The sequence below is a fragment of the Rhodothermales bacterium genome, assembly GCA_041391505.1.
Taxonomy (GTDB): domain Bacteria; phylum Bacteroidota; class Rhodothermia; order Rhodothermales; family JAHQVL01; genus JAWKNW01.
Genome location: JAWKNW010000017.1, coordinates 62520 through 81295, shown reverse-complemented (window position 1 = coordinate 81295; position 18776 = coordinate 62520). Strand labels below are relative to the sequence as shown.

At 64.3% G+C, this 18776-nt stretch carries 14 protein-coding genes; 3 read left to right on the top strand and 11 right to left on the bottom strand.

The genetic code is table 11. From position 1 onward, the window contains the following. Nucleotides 1–569 precede the first annotated feature (569 nt). From R2834_16030 to R2834_16020, 3 genes are read left to right on the top strand one after another with little or no spacing between them, the layout of a single operon-like run. Nucleotides 570–1277, top strand: coding sequence for a succinate dehydrogenase cytochrome b subunit (locus tag R2834_16030; GenBank protein MEZ4701847.1), 708 nt, complete (start codon nt 570–572; stop codon nt 1275–1277). Next, a complete protein-coding gene (locus R2834_16025; protein MEZ4701846.1) occupies nt 1277–3187 on the top strand; it encodes a fumarate reductase/succinate dehydrogenase flavoprotein subunit in 1911 nt (636 codons plus the stop codon). The genes R2834_16030 and R2834_16025 overlap by 1 nt, the downstream gene beginning before the upstream one ends. 50 nt (nt 3188–3237) lie before the next feature. Next, complete coding sequence (locus tag R2834_16020) at nt 3238–4002, top strand: succinate dehydrogenase/fumarate reductase iron-sulfur subunit (protein ID MEZ4701845.1); 765 nt, start codon at nt 3238–3240, stop codon at nt 4000–4002. 79 nt (nt 4003–4081) lie between these two features. Here R2834_16020 and R2834_16015 read toward each other — a convergent pair whose 3' ends face one another. The 11 genes from R2834_16015 to mrdA all read right to left on the bottom strand — a co-directional run bounded on the left by R2834_16015 (nt 4082) and on the right by mrdA (nt 18310). After that, nucleotides 4082–5536, bottom strand: coding sequence for a DUF1593 domain-containing protein (locus R2834_16015; protein ID MEZ4701844.1), 1455 nt, complete (start codon nt 5534–5536; stop codon nt 4082–4084). Nucleotides 5537–5796: 260 nt separating this feature from the next. Next, a complete protein-coding gene (locus R2834_16010) occupies nt 5797–6909 on the bottom strand; it encodes a GvpL/GvpF family gas vesicle protein (protein ID MEZ4701843.1) in 1113 nt (370 codons plus the stop codon). Between the two features lie 85 nt (nt 6910–6994). After that, nucleotides 6995–7333 (bottom strand): hypothetical protein, encoded by a 339-nt coding sequence (locus R2834_16005; protein ID MEZ4701842.1) that lies wholly within the window; start codon nt 7331–7333, stop codon nt 6995–6997. 42 nt (nt 7334–7375) lie between these two features. After that, entirely contained in the window at nt 7376–7636 is a 261-nt protein-coding gene (locus tag R2834_16000) for a hypothetical protein (GenBank protein MEZ4701841.1), read from the bottom strand. A 430-nt stretch (nt 7637–8066) separates the two neighbouring features. Then, complete coding sequence (locus tag R2834_15995; protein ID MEZ4701840.1) at nt 8067–8276, bottom strand: hypothetical protein; 210 nt, start codon at nt 8274–8276, stop codon at nt 8067–8069. 327 nt (nt 8277–8603) lie between these two features. Next, the gene (locus R2834_15990; protein MEZ4701839.1) at nt 8604–10523 is read right to left on the bottom strand and encodes a LysM peptidoglycan-binding domain-containing protein; all 1920 of its coding nucleotides are present in this window, start codon (nt 10521–10523) and stop codon (nt 8604–8606) included. Between the two features lie 165 nt (nt 10524–10688). Then, a complete protein-coding gene (locus R2834_15985; protein ID MEZ4701838.1) occupies nt 10689–12242 on the bottom strand; it encodes an acyl-CoA carboxylase subunit beta in 1554 nt (517 codons plus the stop codon). 10 nt (nt 12243–12252) lie between these two features. Further along, entirely contained in the window at nt 12253–13698 is a 1446-nt protein-coding gene (locus tag R2834_15980; protein MEZ4701837.1) for a hypothetical protein, read from the bottom strand. A gap of 90 nt (nt 13699–13788) precedes the next feature. Continuing rightward, nucleotides 13789–15228 (bottom strand): TldD/PmbA family protein, encoded by a 1440-nt coding sequence (locus tag R2834_15975; protein MEZ4701836.1) that lies wholly within the window; start codon nt 15226–15228, stop codon nt 13789–13791. A gap of 3 nt (nt 15229–15231) precedes the next feature. Continuing rightward, entirely contained in the window at nt 15232–16491 is a 1260-nt protein-coding gene (gene rodA / locus R2834_15970; protein MEZ4701835.1) for a rod shape-determining protein RodA, read from the bottom strand. 1 nt (nt 16492) lies between these two features. Beyond that, nucleotides 16493–18310, bottom strand: coding sequence for a penicillin-binding protein 2 (mrdA, locus tag R2834_15965; protein ID MEZ4701834.1), 1818 nt, complete (start codon nt 18308–18310; stop codon nt 16493–16495). Between the last annotated feature and the right edge of the window lie 466 nt (nt 18311–18776).

Sequence of the window (18776 nt, the reverse complement as noted above, 5' to 3'; positions counted from 1 at the left end):
GATGGGTGAGGAGCTGGCTCATCAAAGCCAGACTCACCCGAACTACGTGATTCACAATCATAAACTCGAAGATGCTACGGATGGGCTAAACGCAGATTCGCAAGTTCTCACCCACACGGCCGCGGTACGCAACGCAACACGGCTTGTAGCCTTTCAAATTTGTCGCTGCGCCTTGGGAGCGTCGCGAATAGCGCTTTCGGTCGTCCTTTTGCACCAGATTGCAGCGTGCCGGCAGGCCAGATCGACCTGCGGCGCGATTCGATTCGGTGGGTCAAAGAGAGTCGCCCGAGCTGGAGCGCGGGATCTTTGGCTTACAGCGCTTAAGCCGTTTTAATCGCCGGCCGAAACGAAATGATCCCGCGCCCTGCGCCGGTTTCCGGGCGGATGAGGGGCGCGCGTCGCCGGCCGCCACTATCAATTTTTTTCGAAACATGGTTTCGGAGGCGCCGCGGCGGGTAGTCTGACGAAAAAAGCCCGGCCGGCAGCCGTATTTTCATACCGCCGTGCCGTATCATACCCCGGCAATTTAAGGGACCGGCTTTTTAAGGAAATGGCTAGCCATACGCGCTATGAAAACCACTGTTGATCAGAAGGCGCCCAAAAAGCCGTCGATGTTTTCATCGGCGGTCGGGAAAAAGGTGCTGACGGGTATCACAGGATTGGGCCTCGTCGTGTTCGTGCTCGAACACATGCTGGGCAACCTGTCCTATTTCAAGAGTTCAGACGCCTACAACGAGTACGCCTACTTCCTGGCGAGCTTCGGCGAACTGCTCTATGTCATCGAAGCCGGCCTGGTGGCGTTTTTTGTCATCCACATCGTGCAGGGGGTGCGTATCGCCATCGGCAAGCGCCAGGCGCGGCCGGTCGGTTATGCCCGCTACGCCTCCAAGGGATCGCCGAGCATGCAGTCCCTCAGCTCCCGCACCATGATCATCTCCGGCATCGTGCTGCTGGTTTTTCTGGTCATCCACCTGAAGACCTTCAAGTTCGGCATACACTACGAAACAGTGGTAGACGGCGTGCCGATGCGCGACCTGGCCCGTTTGATGACGGAAACATTCCAGAGCCCCATCTACACCTTCAGCTACGTGGCCGTCATGCTGCTGCTGGGGGCTCACCTGAGGCACGGCGTGTGGAGCGCGCTGCAGTCGCTCGGGGCCATGAATCCACGGTTGACCCCGGTTGTGTACGGCATCGGCGGAATCATCGCCCTGCTGGTCGCGCTGGGCTTCCTCGTTCTGCCGCTGTGGATCTTTTTCACGGGAGGTAATGCGTAATGACACTCGACGCCAAAATCCCTTCGGGGCCGCTCGAAACGAAGTGGAACCAGTACTTGAAAAACATCAAGCTGGTCAGCCCGAACAACAAACGTAAATACACCGTGCTCGTCGTGGGCACCGGCCTGGCCGGCGCCTCTGCCGCGGCCACGCTGGCCGAACTGGGGTACAACGTGAAGGCGTTCTGCATCCAGGATTCCTCCCGGCGCGCGCACAGCATCGCGGCGCAGGGCGGCATCAACGCGGCCAAGAACTATCCGGGCGACGGCGACAGCGTCTGGCGCCTGTTCTACGACACGATCAAGGGCGGCGACTACCGGGCCCGCGAAGCCAACGTGTACCGGCTCGCGCAGATCAGCAACAACATCATCGACCAGTGCGTGGCGCAGGGCGTGCCGTTCGCGCGCGAATACGGCGGCCTGCTCTCGAACCGGTCGTTCGGCGGCGCACAGGTCTCCCGCACGTTTTATGCGCGTGGCCAGACGGGCCAGCAGCTGCTCCTGGGCGCCTACAGCGCGCTGAGCCGGCAGGTGCAGGCCGGCAAGGTCCAGATGCTGCCGCGTCAGGAAATGCTGGACCTGGTGACGATCGACGGCCGCGCCCGCGGCATCATCACCCGCAACCTCGTCACGGGCAAGCTGGAACGCCATCACGGCGACGCCGTCCTGCTCTGCACGGGCGGCTACGGCAACGTCTATTACCTGTCGACCAACGCCAAGAACTCCAACGTCACGGCGGCGTGGCGGTGCTACAAACGCGGCGCCCTGTTCGCGAACCCCTGCTTCACGCAGATCCATCCGACCTGCATCCCCGTCTCCGGCGACTACCAGTCGAAGCTCACCCTCATGAGCGAGAGCCTCCGGAACGACGGACGCGTCTGGGTGCCGAAAAACGTGGGCGACAAACGGCCGCCGCTCCAGATTCCGGAAGAGGAACGCGACTACTACCTCGAAAAGAAGTATCCCAGCTTTGGCAACCTCGTGCCACGCGACGTGGCGTCGCGCAACGCCAAACAGGTTTGCGACGAGGGCCGGGGCGTAGGCACGACCCAGCTTGCGGTATACCTCGATTTCCGCGACGCCATCAAGCGGCTCGGCCGCGACACGATCGCGGCGCGCTACGGCAACCTCTTCGAGATGTACGAGCGCATCACCGACGAAAACCCCTACGAGGTGCCGATGCGCATCTACCCGGCCGTCCATTACACCATGGGCGGGCTCTGGGTGGATTACAATCTGATGACGACCGTGCCCGGTCTGTTCGCGCTCGGCGAGGCGAACTTCTCGGATCACGGCGCCAACCGGCTCGGGGCCAGCGCCCTGATGCAGGGTCTGGCGGACGGCTACTTCATCATCCCGTACACGCTGGGGCAATACCTCGCCGGCTCGCCCGCCGGCGGCATCGACCCGAACGACAACGCCTTCGCCGAAGCGGAGGCCTCCGCCCAGGGCACGATCGACCGCCTCTTCAGCGGCAGCAAGAAGCGCACGGTGCTCGAATTTCACCGCGACCTCGGCCGGATCGTGTGGGACTATGTCGGCATGTCGCGCACGCGCGAGGGCCTCACGAAGGCCATCGACGAGATCGCGGCCATGCGGGCCTCGTTCTGGGACGACGTCACGATCCCGGGTCGCCAGGACGCGCTGAACAAGAACCTCGAGTTCGCCGGCCGGGTGGCCGACTTCATGGAACTCGGCGAACTCATGGCCAGGGATGCCCTCCAGCGCGAGGAATCCTGCGGCGGTCACTTCCGCGAGGAGTACCAGACCCCCGAGGGCGAGGCGCTCCGCAACGACGACGACTACGCCTACGCCGCCGCCTGGGAATACCAGCCCGGAGGGCCGGCGAACATGATCAAGGAGCCGCTCGAATTCGAAAACGTCGCGCTCACGCAGCGCAGCTACAAATAAGCTCCGCCCGCCTCCCCGAATCTGCCCGAACACGATAGCTTTAGACCGTTATGCGCATCACACTCAACGTCTGGCGGCAGGCCGGCCCGAATACAGCCGGCAAGTTCGAGACCTATTCGCTCGACGACGTCAGTCAGGAGATGTCTTTCCTGGAGATGTTCGACCTCTTGAACGAGAAGCTGATCAAGGAAGGCAAGGAGCCGGTCGAGTTCGACCACGACTGCCGTGAGGGCATCTGCGGCTCGTGCAACATGATGATCAACGGCCAGGCCCACGGCCCCCGCGCCCGCACGGCCACCTGCCAGTTGCACATGCGCGAATTCAAGGACGGCGACACGATTGCGGTCGAGCCCTGGCGCGCCGCGGCGTTTCCGGTCATCCGCGACCTCGTGGTGGATCGCAGCGCCTTCGACCGCATCATCGAGGCCGGCGGCTACGTCTCGGTCAACGCCGGCAGCGCGCCGGACGCCAATACGTTGCCCGTCGAGAAGGACAAGGCAGAAGCCGCTTTCGACTTCGCGGCCTGCATCGGGTGCGGCGCCTGCGTGGCGGCCTGCCCGAATGCCTCGGCTTCGCTGTTCGTGGGCGCCAAGGTGTCGCACCTGGCGCTGCTGCCCCAGGGAGCGCCCGAGAGCAAGCGACGCGTGCTCTCGATGGTCGGTCAGATGGAGCAGGAAGGCTTTGGCGACTGCTCGAACCACGGCGAATGCGAGGCGGTGTGCCCCAAAGGCATCTCGATTGCCGGCATCGCCATCATGCGGCGCGAATACATGAAAGCGTTGATGAGCGGAGGTGTCGCATCCCCCAGGGGATGAGTCACTGCGTCCAGGACGAACGGCCGCAACTCCACGAGATCGCCCTGCTTGAAATCGAGGCGTGTGACGCCGGCGCAGCTCAGCGGGGCAGGATGGTCACCACGACGCGCTTGTAGCGGGAAAGAGACGGCGTGCCCTTATCCGTCACCCGGAGGATGAAGTGGGCGGTCTGAGGGCTGTCCACTTCCGGCGCCGTGATGGTATGCACGAAGTAGAGGTTCTCCGAGAGCGGCGCAAATGAGATCAGTCCGTCGTACGTACCGGCCTCGGGATACTGAAACCACCAGTAGCTCATGGAATCGCCGTCGGGATCCGTGGTGCCGGCGGCGTTCAGCCCAAAGACTTCCCCGGAGCGAACGGTGAGGCTATCCGAATGACCGAGCCGGGGCACGGGTGGATGGTTGGCGCGTTCGTAGGGCTCGACCGTCCAGTCCATCCGCGCGGCGAAGTCGTGCTGAAAATCCTCGCGCCACCGCCACAGGGTCACCTGGTTGCTCGTGAACGAGGCGGTGTCTGGCCGGATGGCGCGTCCCCAGCCGGAAGGGACGCGCGGAACGTAGGTATCTTCGGCGTTGGTCCATATCGCGCGGGTCTCCGGCTGGATGAAGAAACGGGCAGCGAAACGCGGATTCGCCGGTGCGGCCGGCGGAGCCGGCAGGTAGTATTCGTATCGTCCGCCCCACCCGCCGATCTCCGGCCGTTCGGGGTCGCTGAGTCCGTTCGGGATCAGGGAGAGATAGGCTGGTGTGTCGCCCTCCATGCCGTAGGCCACGTCGGGGTACGCAGCGCCCAGGGGCCCGTGATGCTGCTGGATCTGCTCGGCGATCCAGGCGTTGCTGAATACGTCGTTATTGGCGCCTTCAACATACCGATTGATGCCGGCCCATGTCGCCGTTCCATAGGAACCCGGACTCACGATGTAGAAGAGGTCCGGAAACGTGTCGCGCATCCAGTGGCCGCTGTCGTCCTGATCGGAAATCGTATAGACACGGAGCTTGGCGACGAGCCGCTGCAGCTCGCCGGCGCTGCGGGTCGATTTGAGCTTCCAGAGCGCCTGCGCCAGCGTGTTCGGGCCGCCCCACACCGAAATCCACAGCGGGCGGTCGTCCCCCTGCTCGAGCTCCCGAATGATCCATTCCGACCCCTCGGAGTCGTGCCCCTCGCCGACGCCGGCCATACCGGATACGGGAAGCCCCTGAGAGACCAGGGCGTGGAGCTGTTCCGCACTCGGGTAGCCCGGTTCATGACGCAGCAGGTTGGGCCGCACCTTGCCGTAGGCATCGATGATCTGATGGATGGTCTCGGGCACCACCTTCGCCGGCTGGTGCACCGAGGTCGTGGCGATGAGGCCTTTGATATCGATCTGGTTCGCGTAGAGCAAGAGCCGCACGAGCGACTGCGAATCGTCCGGATCGGCCTCCATATCGGTCAACACCACGACGCGATGCGGACGCGCCGGCTGGGCCTGGATGGGGCCGGACATCGCAGAGACCAGGAATGCCAGGACGAGTGTGAGATATCGACGCCGTCGCATGCGTGTCTCTCTGTTGAGGGAGGGAAAATCGGGGATAATCCAGACCTGCAAGCACGCCTTCTTCGCGCCGATGCCGCGGCCTCGATCCGCGATGAAACTACAGGTCCTCCCTGAAAGCCACAATCGCGAGATACAGGGGCGGGTAGAATACGCCTTCGACTAGGGCAGGAGGCGCTGTTTCGTGCGCCGGCTTCGGTGTACCCGGTCGGATGGGACAGGGTCTTCGCGGCTCCCGGAACGAACGGATAGCGCGAAGGGAGTCAGGAGGCCAGCAAGGCCGGCGCCGCCTTGGCGAGCGAAGGCGCGGTCTCGGCGGCTTCGGGAAAGTGGACGGCCGGCATGGGGCCGTTGAGCGCGAATTCGAAGCCGAGGGATTCGTAGGATTTCTGGAGTTGCTCTACCTGCCGCGCGAAGCTGTCCGTATGCTCGGGATTGACGAGATAGGCGGCGTTGAAGATGAGGCGCATCCCCTGCTGGGTCCGGTCCGCGCTCACCGGAATGATCGCGGTGCCGTCGGCATAGCCGGTCAGGGCGCCGTTGCTGTGGCGGATGCACGCCCGGCAGACCGCGCGCGTTTCCTCGGCGACCACGCGTTCCAGTTCGCCCTTCAGGGCGCGCGCCTGATCGGCCGGCTTGCCGACCATCTCGGCCTGGAGTGCTCGCACGCGGTTGCTGGCCTTTTCGGTGAGCAATCGCAATTTCCGCTCGTTGCAGTGCACCTGGAGTTCCCATTCCATCTTGCCCTCGATGACGCCGAGGGTCATGATGAAATCGTCGTAGTGCTCCTTGAGAAACGCCTTGAGGCTTTCGAGGCTATCGCAAATCGTGCAGACGCGCATCGGAACGATGGGGCCCTGCGACTGGACGGCCGCCAGCACGCGGTTGTGTTTCTCGACGGTGTCTCTGAACCAGGCCTGGTCGTTGAGATTGAGCTGGAGCGCCCGTTCGCCGAACTCGTCGAGTGAGACCTTGCTGATCAGGGCCTGGGCCTTGCCGAAGGGATAGCGGTAGATCGGGTAGGTCGGATCGACGCCGCGCTCGGCGAGCCACAGATCCGGCGTGTAGAGCGTGATGGCGTAGACGTAATAGCCGATGGGTATCGGCTTCGGGAGCGTCTGCGTCTCGGCGACGATTTCGAAGGCGTTCTGCCTGGAAGGCGAAGGCGGAGGTGGCGGCGGGGGAGGTGGTGGTGGCGGCGGCGCATGGGGCTCCATCCCGTCGAGCGCGCGCTCGAAGATGCTATCCAGCAGATGCTCCTTGAGCAGCTGCTTGGTTTCCTGCAGGCTTGCTTCGGGCGGCGCAGCCGGCGACCGCTCCTCCGGTCGAACCCGCAAATAGTGGCTCAACGAAGGACCGAGCAACCAGCTGTGCATCCCTGCAGATGACGATGCCACGGCCTTGCCTCTTCCTAGGGAAAATCAATTCGGGCCCGAGCCCCGGAGCGGCGCGATACCCCGCTCAGAGGGTGTTGTCTGACGTAGTCTGGCTGAGGAGTTCCTCATTCCGCGCAATCTGGGCGCGCAGGTCATTCAGTTCCGTTGCGGCCTGCTGGCTGCGTGCTTCATCCCTGACGGGAGCGTCGTCGCGTGTGGGGGGGAAAGACGCGTTCGGATCCGGGGACTGACCCTCCAGATGAACGAGCAACTGCTCGAAGGTGCGTTTTCTAAAGATCGCCTTGGCGTCGGCAAGCGCTTCGAGGCGCGACTCATCGATGAGGCGCCGGATGTCTTCCGCGTGGTGGCGGACGAACCGATGCTGGAAGCGTTCAATGATGCCGAGCGTCTCTGGAGAGTCCATACCAAACTACCGGCATGTTCCGAGCCGTCGATGGGCCCGGAGTTACATGGAGGGTTGCGGCTGGAACCAGGTTCCGCCGGAAGTCTGCGGCTTGGCGTTGTTCTTGGCCGAAGCCGGCGCCGGCGCCTGATCCTCGGCCGCGCTCTCAAGAATCGCCTGAAGCATGCGCTCCTTGAGCATCGCCTTGGCTTCGACGAGCGCCTCGTCACGCGCTTCCTGGATGATCCGAATGATCAGCTCATCCGAAGCCTTCACGAGCTTATCCTTCAACTGCTCGATAAGTTGTGTGGTCTGGTTGTTCATGGGCTTATACCCTCGTGGTTGATCGCTTAAGTGGTAAGACACCTACGGGTAAGTTGTGCACTATGGGCCCATCGCCTCTCAGTTTCCACCTGAAAGAGGGGGGACGGCTTTATTTTTCAATTCCAGCGATAGCTGCACGGCCGCCAGGGGCCTTGTTCAAATCCTTCGTTACACTCCGCCGGCACAGCGTGATTACAATGAATTTTTCTTTGCACACGTCGGCGGTCGGTCTGTCGCGATGCGGAAGAACCTGCCGGCGAGGCGGTGGATTCTTTCCCGCTGCGACGGCAAAACAGCACCTAAGCGCCTTACGGTGCGCCTGCTGGCAATGCCGTACGCTCAGGCAAAGGCAGTGCCGCCTGACGCCTTGCCGGTTCCTGTAGCCTGATCGGTACCCCGGAGCGCCGTCGCCGGCGGCGGGTAGGCGGTATCAGTTTTCGCTATGCTCGTCCACGATCAGAACGGAAGGCTCCGGATTGAGCCGGTTCACCTTCGCAATCGCATCCTTGAGGATCGCTTCGAGCATGCGCTCCTTCAACATCGTCTTGGCTTCCTGAAGGGCTTCGTTCTGCGCCTCGCTGACCAGCCGCTTGATGTCGTCCTGCGAGGCCGAAAGCAATTTGTCTTTCAGCTGGCCCATAACATTGTTATTCTGCGTCGTCATATCGACTGCCTCGTACGGTTAAATTGATTCATCACGATTTCTGGAGGGGGGTCGCGTCGCCCGGGCGAGTCTGCGTATCATGTTGATACGTCTCGGTTGCCAGAACACGACTGACTGCTGGCTGAGATGCGGGTACCTGAAAGCACACGTCATCGACCGGAGGCGGCCATTTTACTTCTTCCTGCATAGACCACTACGATCCGGCCGTATGCGTCGCGTCAAAGGCCCGGCTGGGACCCGCCTATCGCACGGCAGCCCAGCGCAAAGACCCTACCAATCTCGGTCGGTTCGCGGGAAAAAGTATCAGGGGGACGTGGGGGGGTATATCGTGAGGCGCTGGCCGATCTGGAGCAGGTTGCTGCGGATGCCGTTCCAGCTCCGCAGCTGGGTCACCGTTACGCTGTACTGCTTCGCGATGCCGATGAGCGTATCGCCGCGGCGCACGCGGTAGACGATGCGGCTCGGAGGGGTTTTTTCGGCGGCATCGTCCGCTTCGCCGGCTGCCTGCTTCGCCTGGGCTTCCGCCTCGACTTCGCTGATCAGGGCCATCCGCGCCTCCTTCGCCTGCTCGGTCGTCTGCGCGATGAGCCGATCCACATCCAGCGGCTCGACGATGCGGGGCATGATGACCCGCGAGGCGCGCATGCCGTACTGCACCCGCATCGGCTGGGCATCGCCGACCTGGAGGCCGCCGGAGTAGTCGGTCGTCGGCACGACGAGCGTCTGGCCGATCCGGATCGTCGTGCTGTGCAGCCCGTTCTTGCGCATCAGCGTCGACACATTCACCCCGTAGCGGCGCGCGATCTGCCCGATCGTTTCGCCCTGCCGGACCACGTGCTGGCTCGCGGCGCGCTTGGCGGCGACGGGGAGATGGCGATATCCTTCGGCGAACCGGTCGTAGCTGTGCAGCGGCAGCCGGATGAAATAGGGGCTCTGAGAGGGCGGCAGCGTCTGCCCGAGCAATTCCGGGTTCAGCGCTTTCAGCGTCGGCACGTCGGTGCCGGCCATGTCGGCGATTTCCTCCAGCGAGAGCGCGCCCTGGACCGGCACGAGATCGTACTGATAGCTCGGCCCGGGTTCGACCCCCTGTTCCAGCCCATAGGCTTCCGGGTTCGAGGCCAGCAGCGCCGTGGCGATAAACATCGGCACGTAATTGCGCGTCTCCCGGGGCAGCCGGTGGTAGACGTCCCAGAACGTGGCCGGGTGGCCGAGCTGGGCTTCGGCCTGGCGCAAATACCGGCGCAGCTTGCCGGGGCTGAAGTTGTAGCCGGCGAGCGCGAGCTGCCAGTCGCCAAACATCCGGTGCAGATCCTTGAGATGCCGCGCGGCGGCCCGGGTCGCCTTCTCGGGGTCCATGCGCTCATCAACCCAGCCGTTCGCCGTCAGGTCGTACGCGTAGCCGGTGGCCTTCACAAACTGCCACATCCCGACGGCGCGCGCCCAGCTGCGGGCGCGGGGGTTGAGGCCGCTTTCGATCATCGCCAGATACTTCAGCTCGTCGGGCACGCCCTCTTCCTCGAGGATCTTCTCGACCATCGGGAAATACGTTTCGGCGCGCGAGAGCCAGTGGTTGATGTGGCGCTCGGGCTCGGTGAGCAGGAACACCATACTGTTGCGCACCTGCTCGTTGATCTGCATGCTGATTTCGGTCGACGCAATGTCGATTTCCGGCAGATCGATGGACGCCAGGGGCGGCAGGTCGTTTTCGTTCAGCGCCTCGAACGCGGTTTCCCGCCACGCGAAGATGTCGCCCTGCTGGATGTACAGCGTGTCGGGGAAGCCATAATAACTCTCGTATTCGGTGACGACGCTCCGGTACAGCTCCTTGAAGCGCGGATCGTCGAGGGCGTCGGGGGCGCGCGCGATCACCGCGATCTCGGTCATGATGCGATCGAAAAGCGCCTCGACCACTTCATGGTCTTCGCGCGCCTGCGCGTCGAGCAGTTCGCCCTGGTAGCGGTAAAGGTTGCCCATCCGGCGAAGCCGGCTTTTTTCATCCAGCGAATCCAGCGGAGCCAGGTCCGGCTGATCCAGGAAGACGCGGGGCGGCTGGTAAAACGGGACGGCCTGCGCCGGCAGCGACGGAGCCGTGCCCAGATGAGGCAACGTAAAGGCTGCGAGCTCCGGCAATAGCCCCGTATCGGTATCCTGAGCCGATGCGTGGCCGAAGGCAAGGAGCAAAACCAGGGTGGTGGCCAGAGTTTGCTGGACGAGGCGCTTCATGCGTGACAGAGTTCTTACGGTACCGCGGGGGAAGACGGCCTGGTGTCGCCGTATCCTCAAAAAAGGCAAGCGTTTGGAGCTGTCTCCAAAGAATAGCGACTGACCGATTTTAATGCAAGTAGCGCCGGCTCACACGGCCCGGGTCTTTGGCGCGCATCCCCAGCGTCAGAGCGGGATATTGCCGTGCTTGCGTTTCGGATTCACGACGGCCTTGTTTTTGAGCATCTCCAGCCCCCGGATCAAGCGGAACCGCGTCTCGCTGGGTTTGATGACATCGTCCACATAGCCCTTGCCAGCCGCCACATAGGGATTGGCGAACGTGTCGCGATACTCGTTGATAAAGGCTTCTTCCACCCGGGCCGGGTCGTCCGCCGCCGCGATTTGTTTCCGGTAGATGATCTCGACCGCCCCCTTGGGGCCCATGACGGCGATTTCCGCGCTGGGCCAGGCGAAGTTCAGATCGCCCCGGATGTGTTTCGAGTTCATGACATCGTAGGCGCCGCCGTAGGCTTTGCGGGTGATGACGGTGATCTTGGGCACGGTCGCCTCGCAAAACGCATAGAGCAGCTTGGCGCCGTCGCGGATGATGCCGCGCCACTCCTGATCCGTCCCCGGCAGGAAACCGGGCACATCCTCGAATACGACCAGCGGGATGTTGAACGCGTCGCAGAACCGGACGAAGCGCCCGCCCTTGCGCGACGCGTCGATATCCAGCACGCCGGCCAGCACGGCCGGCTGGTTCGCGACGATGCCCACCGAGCGCCCGCCCAGGCGCGCGAACCCGACCACCAGGTTGGCGGCGAAGGCCTCGTGCACCTCAAAAAACGAATCCGTATCGACCACTGCCCGGATCACATCCTTGATGTCGTACGGTTTGTTCGGGCTGTCGGGGATGAGGGCGTCCAGGTCCGCCGGCGCGCGATCGATCGGATCGGACGACGCGACAAACGGCGCCGGCTCGTCGCAATTCTGCGGCATATAACCGAGCAGGGTCCGGATCTGCTGCAGGCATTCGACATCGTTCGCGCAGGCAAAGTGGGCCACCCCGCTCTTGGATGCGTGGGTATCGGCGCCGCCGAGCTCCTCGCTCGACACTTCCTCGTGCGTGACCGTCTTGACGACGTTGGGGCCCGTGACGAACATATAGCTCGTCTTTTTGACCATGAACACAAAATCGGTCAGGGCCGGGCTGTAGACGGCACCGCCGGCGCACGGCCCCATGATGGCGGAGATCTGCGGCACCACGCCGGAGGCCAGGGTGTTGCGCAGAAAGATGTCGGCATACCCGCCGAGCGACACCACGCCTTCCTGGATGCGCGCGCCGCCGGAGTCGTTCAATCCGATTACCGGAGCGCCGTTGGCCAGCGCCAGCTCCAGGATGTTGACGATCTTGTTGGCATGCGCGAGGCCGAGCGAGCCGCCGAACACGGTGAAGTCCTGGCTGAACACGTACACGAGCCGGCCGTCGATGGTGCCGTAGCCCGTCACGACCCCGTCGCCGGCGGGGCGATTCGCCGCGAGGCCGAAGTCGACGGCGTCGTGGCGAACGAAGGCGCCGAGTTCCTCAAACGAGCCCTCATCCAGCAGGATATCGATCCGTTCGCGCGCCGTGAGCTTGCCCTTGGCTTTCTGCTGGGCGATGCGCTCCGCGCCGCCGCCCAGGCGCGCTTCTTCGCGTCGTCTATCCAGATCCTGTAGCCGGGAGGTATTGTCGTGCATGATGGCCTGCTTACCGCGATTTCCGATACTGGGCTTCGACGCTTTCCGTAAACATGAGCGCCGCCGGGCTATAGATATTGACCTGGTGGCGCTTGAAAACGCGGTCGGCGATCAGCTGCGACGCCTGAGCCCAATCGGGCACGTGGCGGAGTTCGTTGAGGGTTTTGGCGTAGTCGGCGCTCGAACCCATGAAGAGGTGTTCGATAAACACGCTGCGATTCGTCATCCCCTGCGCCCCGAGCACCTGGCGCTCGAGTTGGGCCAGATCCTGGAGCGTCGGCGTATAGGCCGGCGCGGTTGCCGGGGCCTGGGGGGCCGGCTGCGGCCGGGCCGGCGCGGCGACATGCCCATTTTCGCGCGCTGGAGCCGGCGGCGTCTCTTTTTTCGCGTCGGCCGGCTTCTGGAATCGCTGCCAGAGCGGCACCGCCGCATCGGGCTGGGGCGCCGGACTGGCCGGCTGGGCCGCCGGCGGAGCGGAGGGCTTGGATCCCCCGTTGGCTTGCTGGAACTGCTGCCAGAGCGGCTTTTGCTCGTGCGCAGGCGCTTTCGCCACCGAGGGCGGCGGCGGCGCCTCGACGGGCGTCGGGTCGGCCGCGGGCGCCTTCACGGCTACGGGCTCGGGCTCCCTGGCGGGCTCCTCGGGCTCGGGGGCCGGCGCAAAAAGCGTCGTGGCGGCAGCCTGCTCGAAGGGTTCGACGGAGCCGTCGAGCACCTTGCGCAGCGACTCCTCGTTGAGGCTGCTGACGCGGCGCACTTCCTTCTCCACCTGGAGCCGGCCCTGGATGTCGTAGGCGTCCTTATCCCCGAAATACATGCTCAGGAGTTCGATCGGAACACCCTGCCCGCGCGTCTCGGGGATGCGGTTCATGAGGTCGAACAACGGCCGCAGCAGGCGGAGCCAGTCGTCCGATGAAAACTCGGCCGTCATGTGCCGGTCGATCTGCGACAGCAGCGATGCGAACCGGTTGCGATCGATCTGGTCCATCCCGCGGCGGGTCATGAAGGTCTCCACCGCCTCCCGGAGGTACGGGTACGCCGCAAAATAGCTGAGCTGTTTGTAGATGACCGGCGCCATGAGCGGCTGTTCATCATCCCGAAAAACAAACTCGACCAGGGTGTGGGCGGGCAGGATGAGGTGCGCGAGGACCACCTTCGAGGCGCGTTTCAGGGTGCCGCGCCACTCCTCTTCGGGGATGATCGAGTGGTTGGCGAGCGAGGCCACAAAATGTTTGTAGGCGCGCTGCACCTCTTCGTGGTCGTAATCGAACCACGTGGTGCGTACGCCGCGCAGCTGCTCGACTTCGGTGTCGAGGCGGTGATGAAGGGTCTGGGTCAGGAAATGCGCCAGCAGAGGAGGCATGGGATCCTGCTCGAAATCCTCACGCGCATACGAACTGTTGGCTGGAAACGCGTCGATGAGAAAATCGAATAACGAATCGGAAATGGCACGCAGCATAGCGGTCTGGCAAAGAAGGGATGACAATTCCAGCAATCACCGTTTAATCGACAATCCCGTTCGGTTGTTCTCCCGGCAAGGAAAAGGCGGTCAGCCGGCCGGCTCGATCGTCAATCCGTCGACCCGCAGCGCCGGCATGGCGGTTCCTATGGGCACAATTTGCCCTTTTTTCTCACAGAACCCATGCCCGGCATCCCAGTCCATCTCGTTGGATATCCCCCGGATTCCGGCCAGCAGGGATGCGCCTGTTCCCACGAGCCGGCCGCCGCGCACCGGCGCCGCGACGCGCCCCTGCTCGATCTGATAGGCCTCGACGAGGTCGGCCGTGTACCGGTCCGTTCGCGCGTCGTAGCGCCCGCCCCCCAGCCGGCGGATGTAGAGGCCATCGGCCAGTTCGTGAATCAGGCTGTCGAACGAGTCGGCGCCGGGCGACAGACACAGGTTGCTCATCCGCGCCTGCGGCAGATACCGGAAATCCTGCCGCCGGCCGCTGCCGGTGCGCGGTATGCCCCAGCGGACCGACGAGGCCCGATCCGCGAGCCAGGCATGGACCTGCCCCGCCTCGATGAGTGTCGTAACTCCCGTGCGCGCGCCCTCGTCGTCGAAGTCGGCGCTGCCCCGCCGGCCCGGCGTCGCGGGGTCGTCGAAAAGGGCGATCGATGCGGGCGCCACCTGGGTGCCGATCTTCAGCCGCGAGCGGGCTTCGCCCAGGGCGACATCGGCCTCGAGGGCGTGCCCTATCGCCTCATGCACGAGGACGCCGCCCCAGCCGCCGGCGACGACGCCCGCATACGGGCCGGCGGGCAACGGCCGCGCCGCGCGGAGCGCGCGGGCATGCTCGAGCGCCTCGAGGGCGACGGCTTCCGAGGGCTCGATGTACAGGGGACCGAATCCCGTGCAGGACCCCCGAAAACTGAACCCGGTGGCCACTCCGCCCAGTGTCACCGACACGCGGACCTCGATGCGGGTGGTCGCCCGCGCGACAAACACCCCCTCGCTCGTCGCCACCGCCGTCCGGCGCGTCGTGCCGCGAAACTCGGCCTCCACGGCCGTCACATCGGCATCCGCCGCCAGGGCCGCGTCGGCGTACTCCTGGAGGAGGGCGCGCACCTCCAGTTGCGACAGCTGATCCGGGGGGTCGGGAGGGAGCGCCAGGTCATCCCAGTGCATACTGTGGAACGGCCGGGGCGCGACCTGCCCCACGGCCTGCTGCAGCTGCTCGGCCGCGCGGGCCACCGACTCCGACCAGGCGTGCGGCGCGATGGCCGGCGTCCAGGCAAAGCCCTGCCGCTCGGCGCTGGCGATGCGAACGCCCAGTCCTTCGTCCTGCCGCTCGTGGCTTTTCCACACCGGCCCTCCGGTGGGGCCCTGCGTGCACACAACGATGGCGACGCCGGTAGACTCCAGAAACAGGTCGGAATAGTCCCCCACGCGGAGCCCGAGCCCCAGCAACGCCGGCCCTTCATCAGCCAGCCGGCGGGCACTCGCCAGGAAGATATCCGCCGGATCGTCGACGGCCGGGGTGGCCATGATTCAGTACCCGTAGATGGAAAAGTCGTCCCGCCGAAGGTGGAGATTGAGGACGACGGCGAGCATCATCGACTCCGTGATGAGCGCCGATCCTCCGTAGGAGATGAACGGCAGCGGAATGCCGATGACCGGCAACATCCCCGTGGTCATGCCGATGTTGAGGAAAATATGGACGAGGTAAAACGCGGCGACGCCCACGACAAAGGTGTTGCCGAAGGGATGCTTGATGTGGCCGGCGACGACCACGAGCCGCATCAGCAAAAAACCGAATAACAGCAGCACGACGAGCGAACCCAGAAATCCGAACTCCTCCCCGATCACGCTGAAGACGAAGTCCGTGGTCTGCTCGGGCACGTACGCGCCCTGCGTCTGCGTGCCTTCCATGAAGCCCTTGCCCCACAGCCCGCCGGAACCGATCGCCGCCTTCGACTGCACCAGGTGGAAACCGACGGTATACCGGTACTCGATGGCTTCGGGGTTGGTGAAGGACAGCAGCCGCGCCACGTGGTGCGGCTTGAGCACCGCATCGATGGCATATTTGACGAGCGCGATGATGCCTCCGTTGGTCACCGCCGCGACGGCCACGGCGATGAAGCCGCGCTTGCGGACGATGAGCGCCGCCATGAACAACACCGTGAAGCCGATGGCCGCCGGCCAGTATACAATCGCCAGGTAGCCGGCGACGCCAGGGGCCACCAGCAGGAGCACGTGCGTCAGCGGAAGACCGCCCCAGTAGAGCAGCAGCGGGATGATCGCCAGAAAGACGAGCGCCGTGCCCGTATCGTTCTGGAGGATGATGAGGAACACGGGGCCCAGGATGAAGAGGATCGTGTAGAGCCCATGCCGCAGCGGACTCACCCCGATCCGCTTGGCGCCGGCGTACTGCGCCACCGCGAGGAGCGTCCCGATCTTGGCGAACTCCGATACCTGGAACTGCACCGGCCCGAGCCGGAGCCAGGAGCGGGCTCCGTTGACCTCGTAGCCGGCGAAGAGCGCGAAGACCAGCAACGCCAGCGTCAGCCCGTAAAAGGGGTAGGCGATGGTCTGGTAGAACCGCACCGGCAGCAGCAGCGCGCCGCCGATGCCGACGGCGCAGAGCAGTCCCCAGATCAGCTGGCGATTGAAGTTGAAGCGCACGCTGTCCAGCAGATACTCCTGCGCCCCGCCGCGCGTCGAACTATAGATCGCCACGAGCCCCACGCAGACCAGTCCGATCCACGTGAGCATGAGCGAGATATCGAAATTGCGGTACCAGGCGCGCATGTCAGAGGTCTTCGCTGTGCAGGTCGTTGACCAGGCGCTGCATCAGCCAGCGCCGGCCGGGCGAGGGCGTCACGCGACCCTTGAGGTAGTGCTCCGCCATCAGGCTCGCGATGGGGCCGGCCTGGGTGGCGCCGGCGCCGGCGTTTTCGACGATCACGGCGATGGCGATCTTCGGGGCGTCGAACGGGGCGAACATGATGAAGAGGGAGTGCGACTTCTGGTCGCCCGGCGCCTGCGCCGTGCCGGTTTTGCCGGCGCTGGAGATCCCCGGGATCTTGAAATAAAGCCCCGACCCGATCTCCATCAACTGGTGCATGCTGTTCCGAACGATATCAAAATAGGCGCTGTCCACCGGGACGCGATGGGTCGGTTCGAGCGGCGGCACGATGGTGCTGTCGGTTTCCGGATGATGGAGGTAGCGCACCAGATGCGGAACCGGCACGGTGCCGCGCGTCGCGAGGGTCGCGGCGTACCGGGCCAGTTGCATCGCCGTGACGCCCATGTCGCCCTGGCCGATGCCGAGGTTCATCGAGTACCCGACCGTCCATCCGCGGGGATACACCCGGTTGTAGTAGGCGGAGTCCGGGATGAGCCCGACCGTCTGCTCGGCGATGTCGGAGGGCACGAGGGTGCCGAAGCCGAATTCGTTGGCGTACCGGCGGAACGTGTTGACGTCGGCGCGGCGCATCATCTCGAAAAAGAACGTATTGCACGACTTCAGGATGGCGGTGCTCACATCCACATAGCCGTGCACGCCGAGGCACTTGAACCGGAGGCCGCGCCCGATCGGGTGTCCGCCGGCGCAATACACCTTCTGGTCGGGCGTGATCAGCCCCTCCTGCAGGGCCATGAGCGCCATGAACGGCTTCCAGGTGGACCCCGGCGGCATCATGCTCATCGTGGCCCGGTTGAAGAGCGGCGTCGATTCGCTGGCGGTGAGCCCCTGCCACTCGGCGGCGCTCATGGACCGGGCGAAGACGTCGGGGTCGAGGTCGGGCATGCTGACCATGGAGAGGATCTCGCCGTTGTTCGGGTCGAGCGCGACGACCGCGCCGCGTTTGTTCACGAAGAGCGATTCGGCGAAGGCCTGAAGCCGGCTGTCGAGGGCCAGGTGGAGGTCGTACCCGCTCGTCGGATGGAGATCGGCCGCGCCCTCCCGGAAGCCGCCGACTTCCAGGCCGTGGACGTTGACCAGCTTGAGTTCGCTCCCCAGATCGCCGCGCAGCATGGGCTCGTAGCTCTTTTCCAGCCCCGATTTACCGATGAGGTCGCCCTGGCGGTAGTCGCTGTTGATTCGGCGCTCGAGTTCGGTGCGGGTGATTTCGCGGGTATAGCCGAGGACGTGCGTTGCGTGCGCCGGCGTGAGGTAGCGGCGTTTCTGCTCTTCGTCGTACCAGACTCCCGGCAGCCGGTGCGCATTTTCCTGGAGCCGGCTGAAGACTTCGAAGGGCACCTCACGGAAGGCCGGGCTCGGGCGGAAGGCGCTCCAGGCGCGGGCCTCGCGGAGCCTGTTCTGGACGGTGGAATCCGGCACGCCGAGCAGCTCGGCGAGCAGACCGATCTGGGATTCGTCGAAGAAACGGGGCGTGATCGTGATGGTGTAGGTGAATTCGTTATCCACCATCAGCAGTCCGTTCCGGTCCATGATTGCGCCGCGCGCCGGGATCACCCGCTTTTCGCGCACCGCGATGCTCTGCGTCTCGCCGGAATAGGCGTTGGCATCGACCAGCTGGAGCTGCGCCAGACGGATGCCGAGCACGAGCAGCATGAGCAGCATGCTGCCCACGATGATGCGCACGCGAAGGCGATGTTCTTCCATAGGACCAGGCGGAAGGGGTAGGAGCCGCTTAGCGGCCGGCGACGTGTATCGCTATTCGAATACCGCACGAACCGAAAAAGGTGCCTCAGCACATCCTTTTCTTTTTGCATGGCGCGCGAGGCGGACGGGGAATATTTTGGCGATCCCGGAGGTCGATTAAACAGGCGTTGGCGACACGAGACGCCGGACCGGGACGCCTCCGGACGCTGTAGCCCCGGCGCCGGGCGCCGGCGCCTCCTGCATGGTCATCCGGAGCGGTTGCGGTGCACTACCTTTGCCCGGCCGGCGGCACGTTTATTGCAAAAATGGGGAACGTCCTCGATGCAACCTCCGTCATGTGATCATGTACTACGTGCAAACGCGTTGAATCCGCGGGATGAACGTTTTTGCCGCTCCAGGTTTATCGATTAAGGCTCAGGCCCGGGTTTGCCCGGAGCCTCAAAGGCTTCAGGCTCAAGGCCAACCA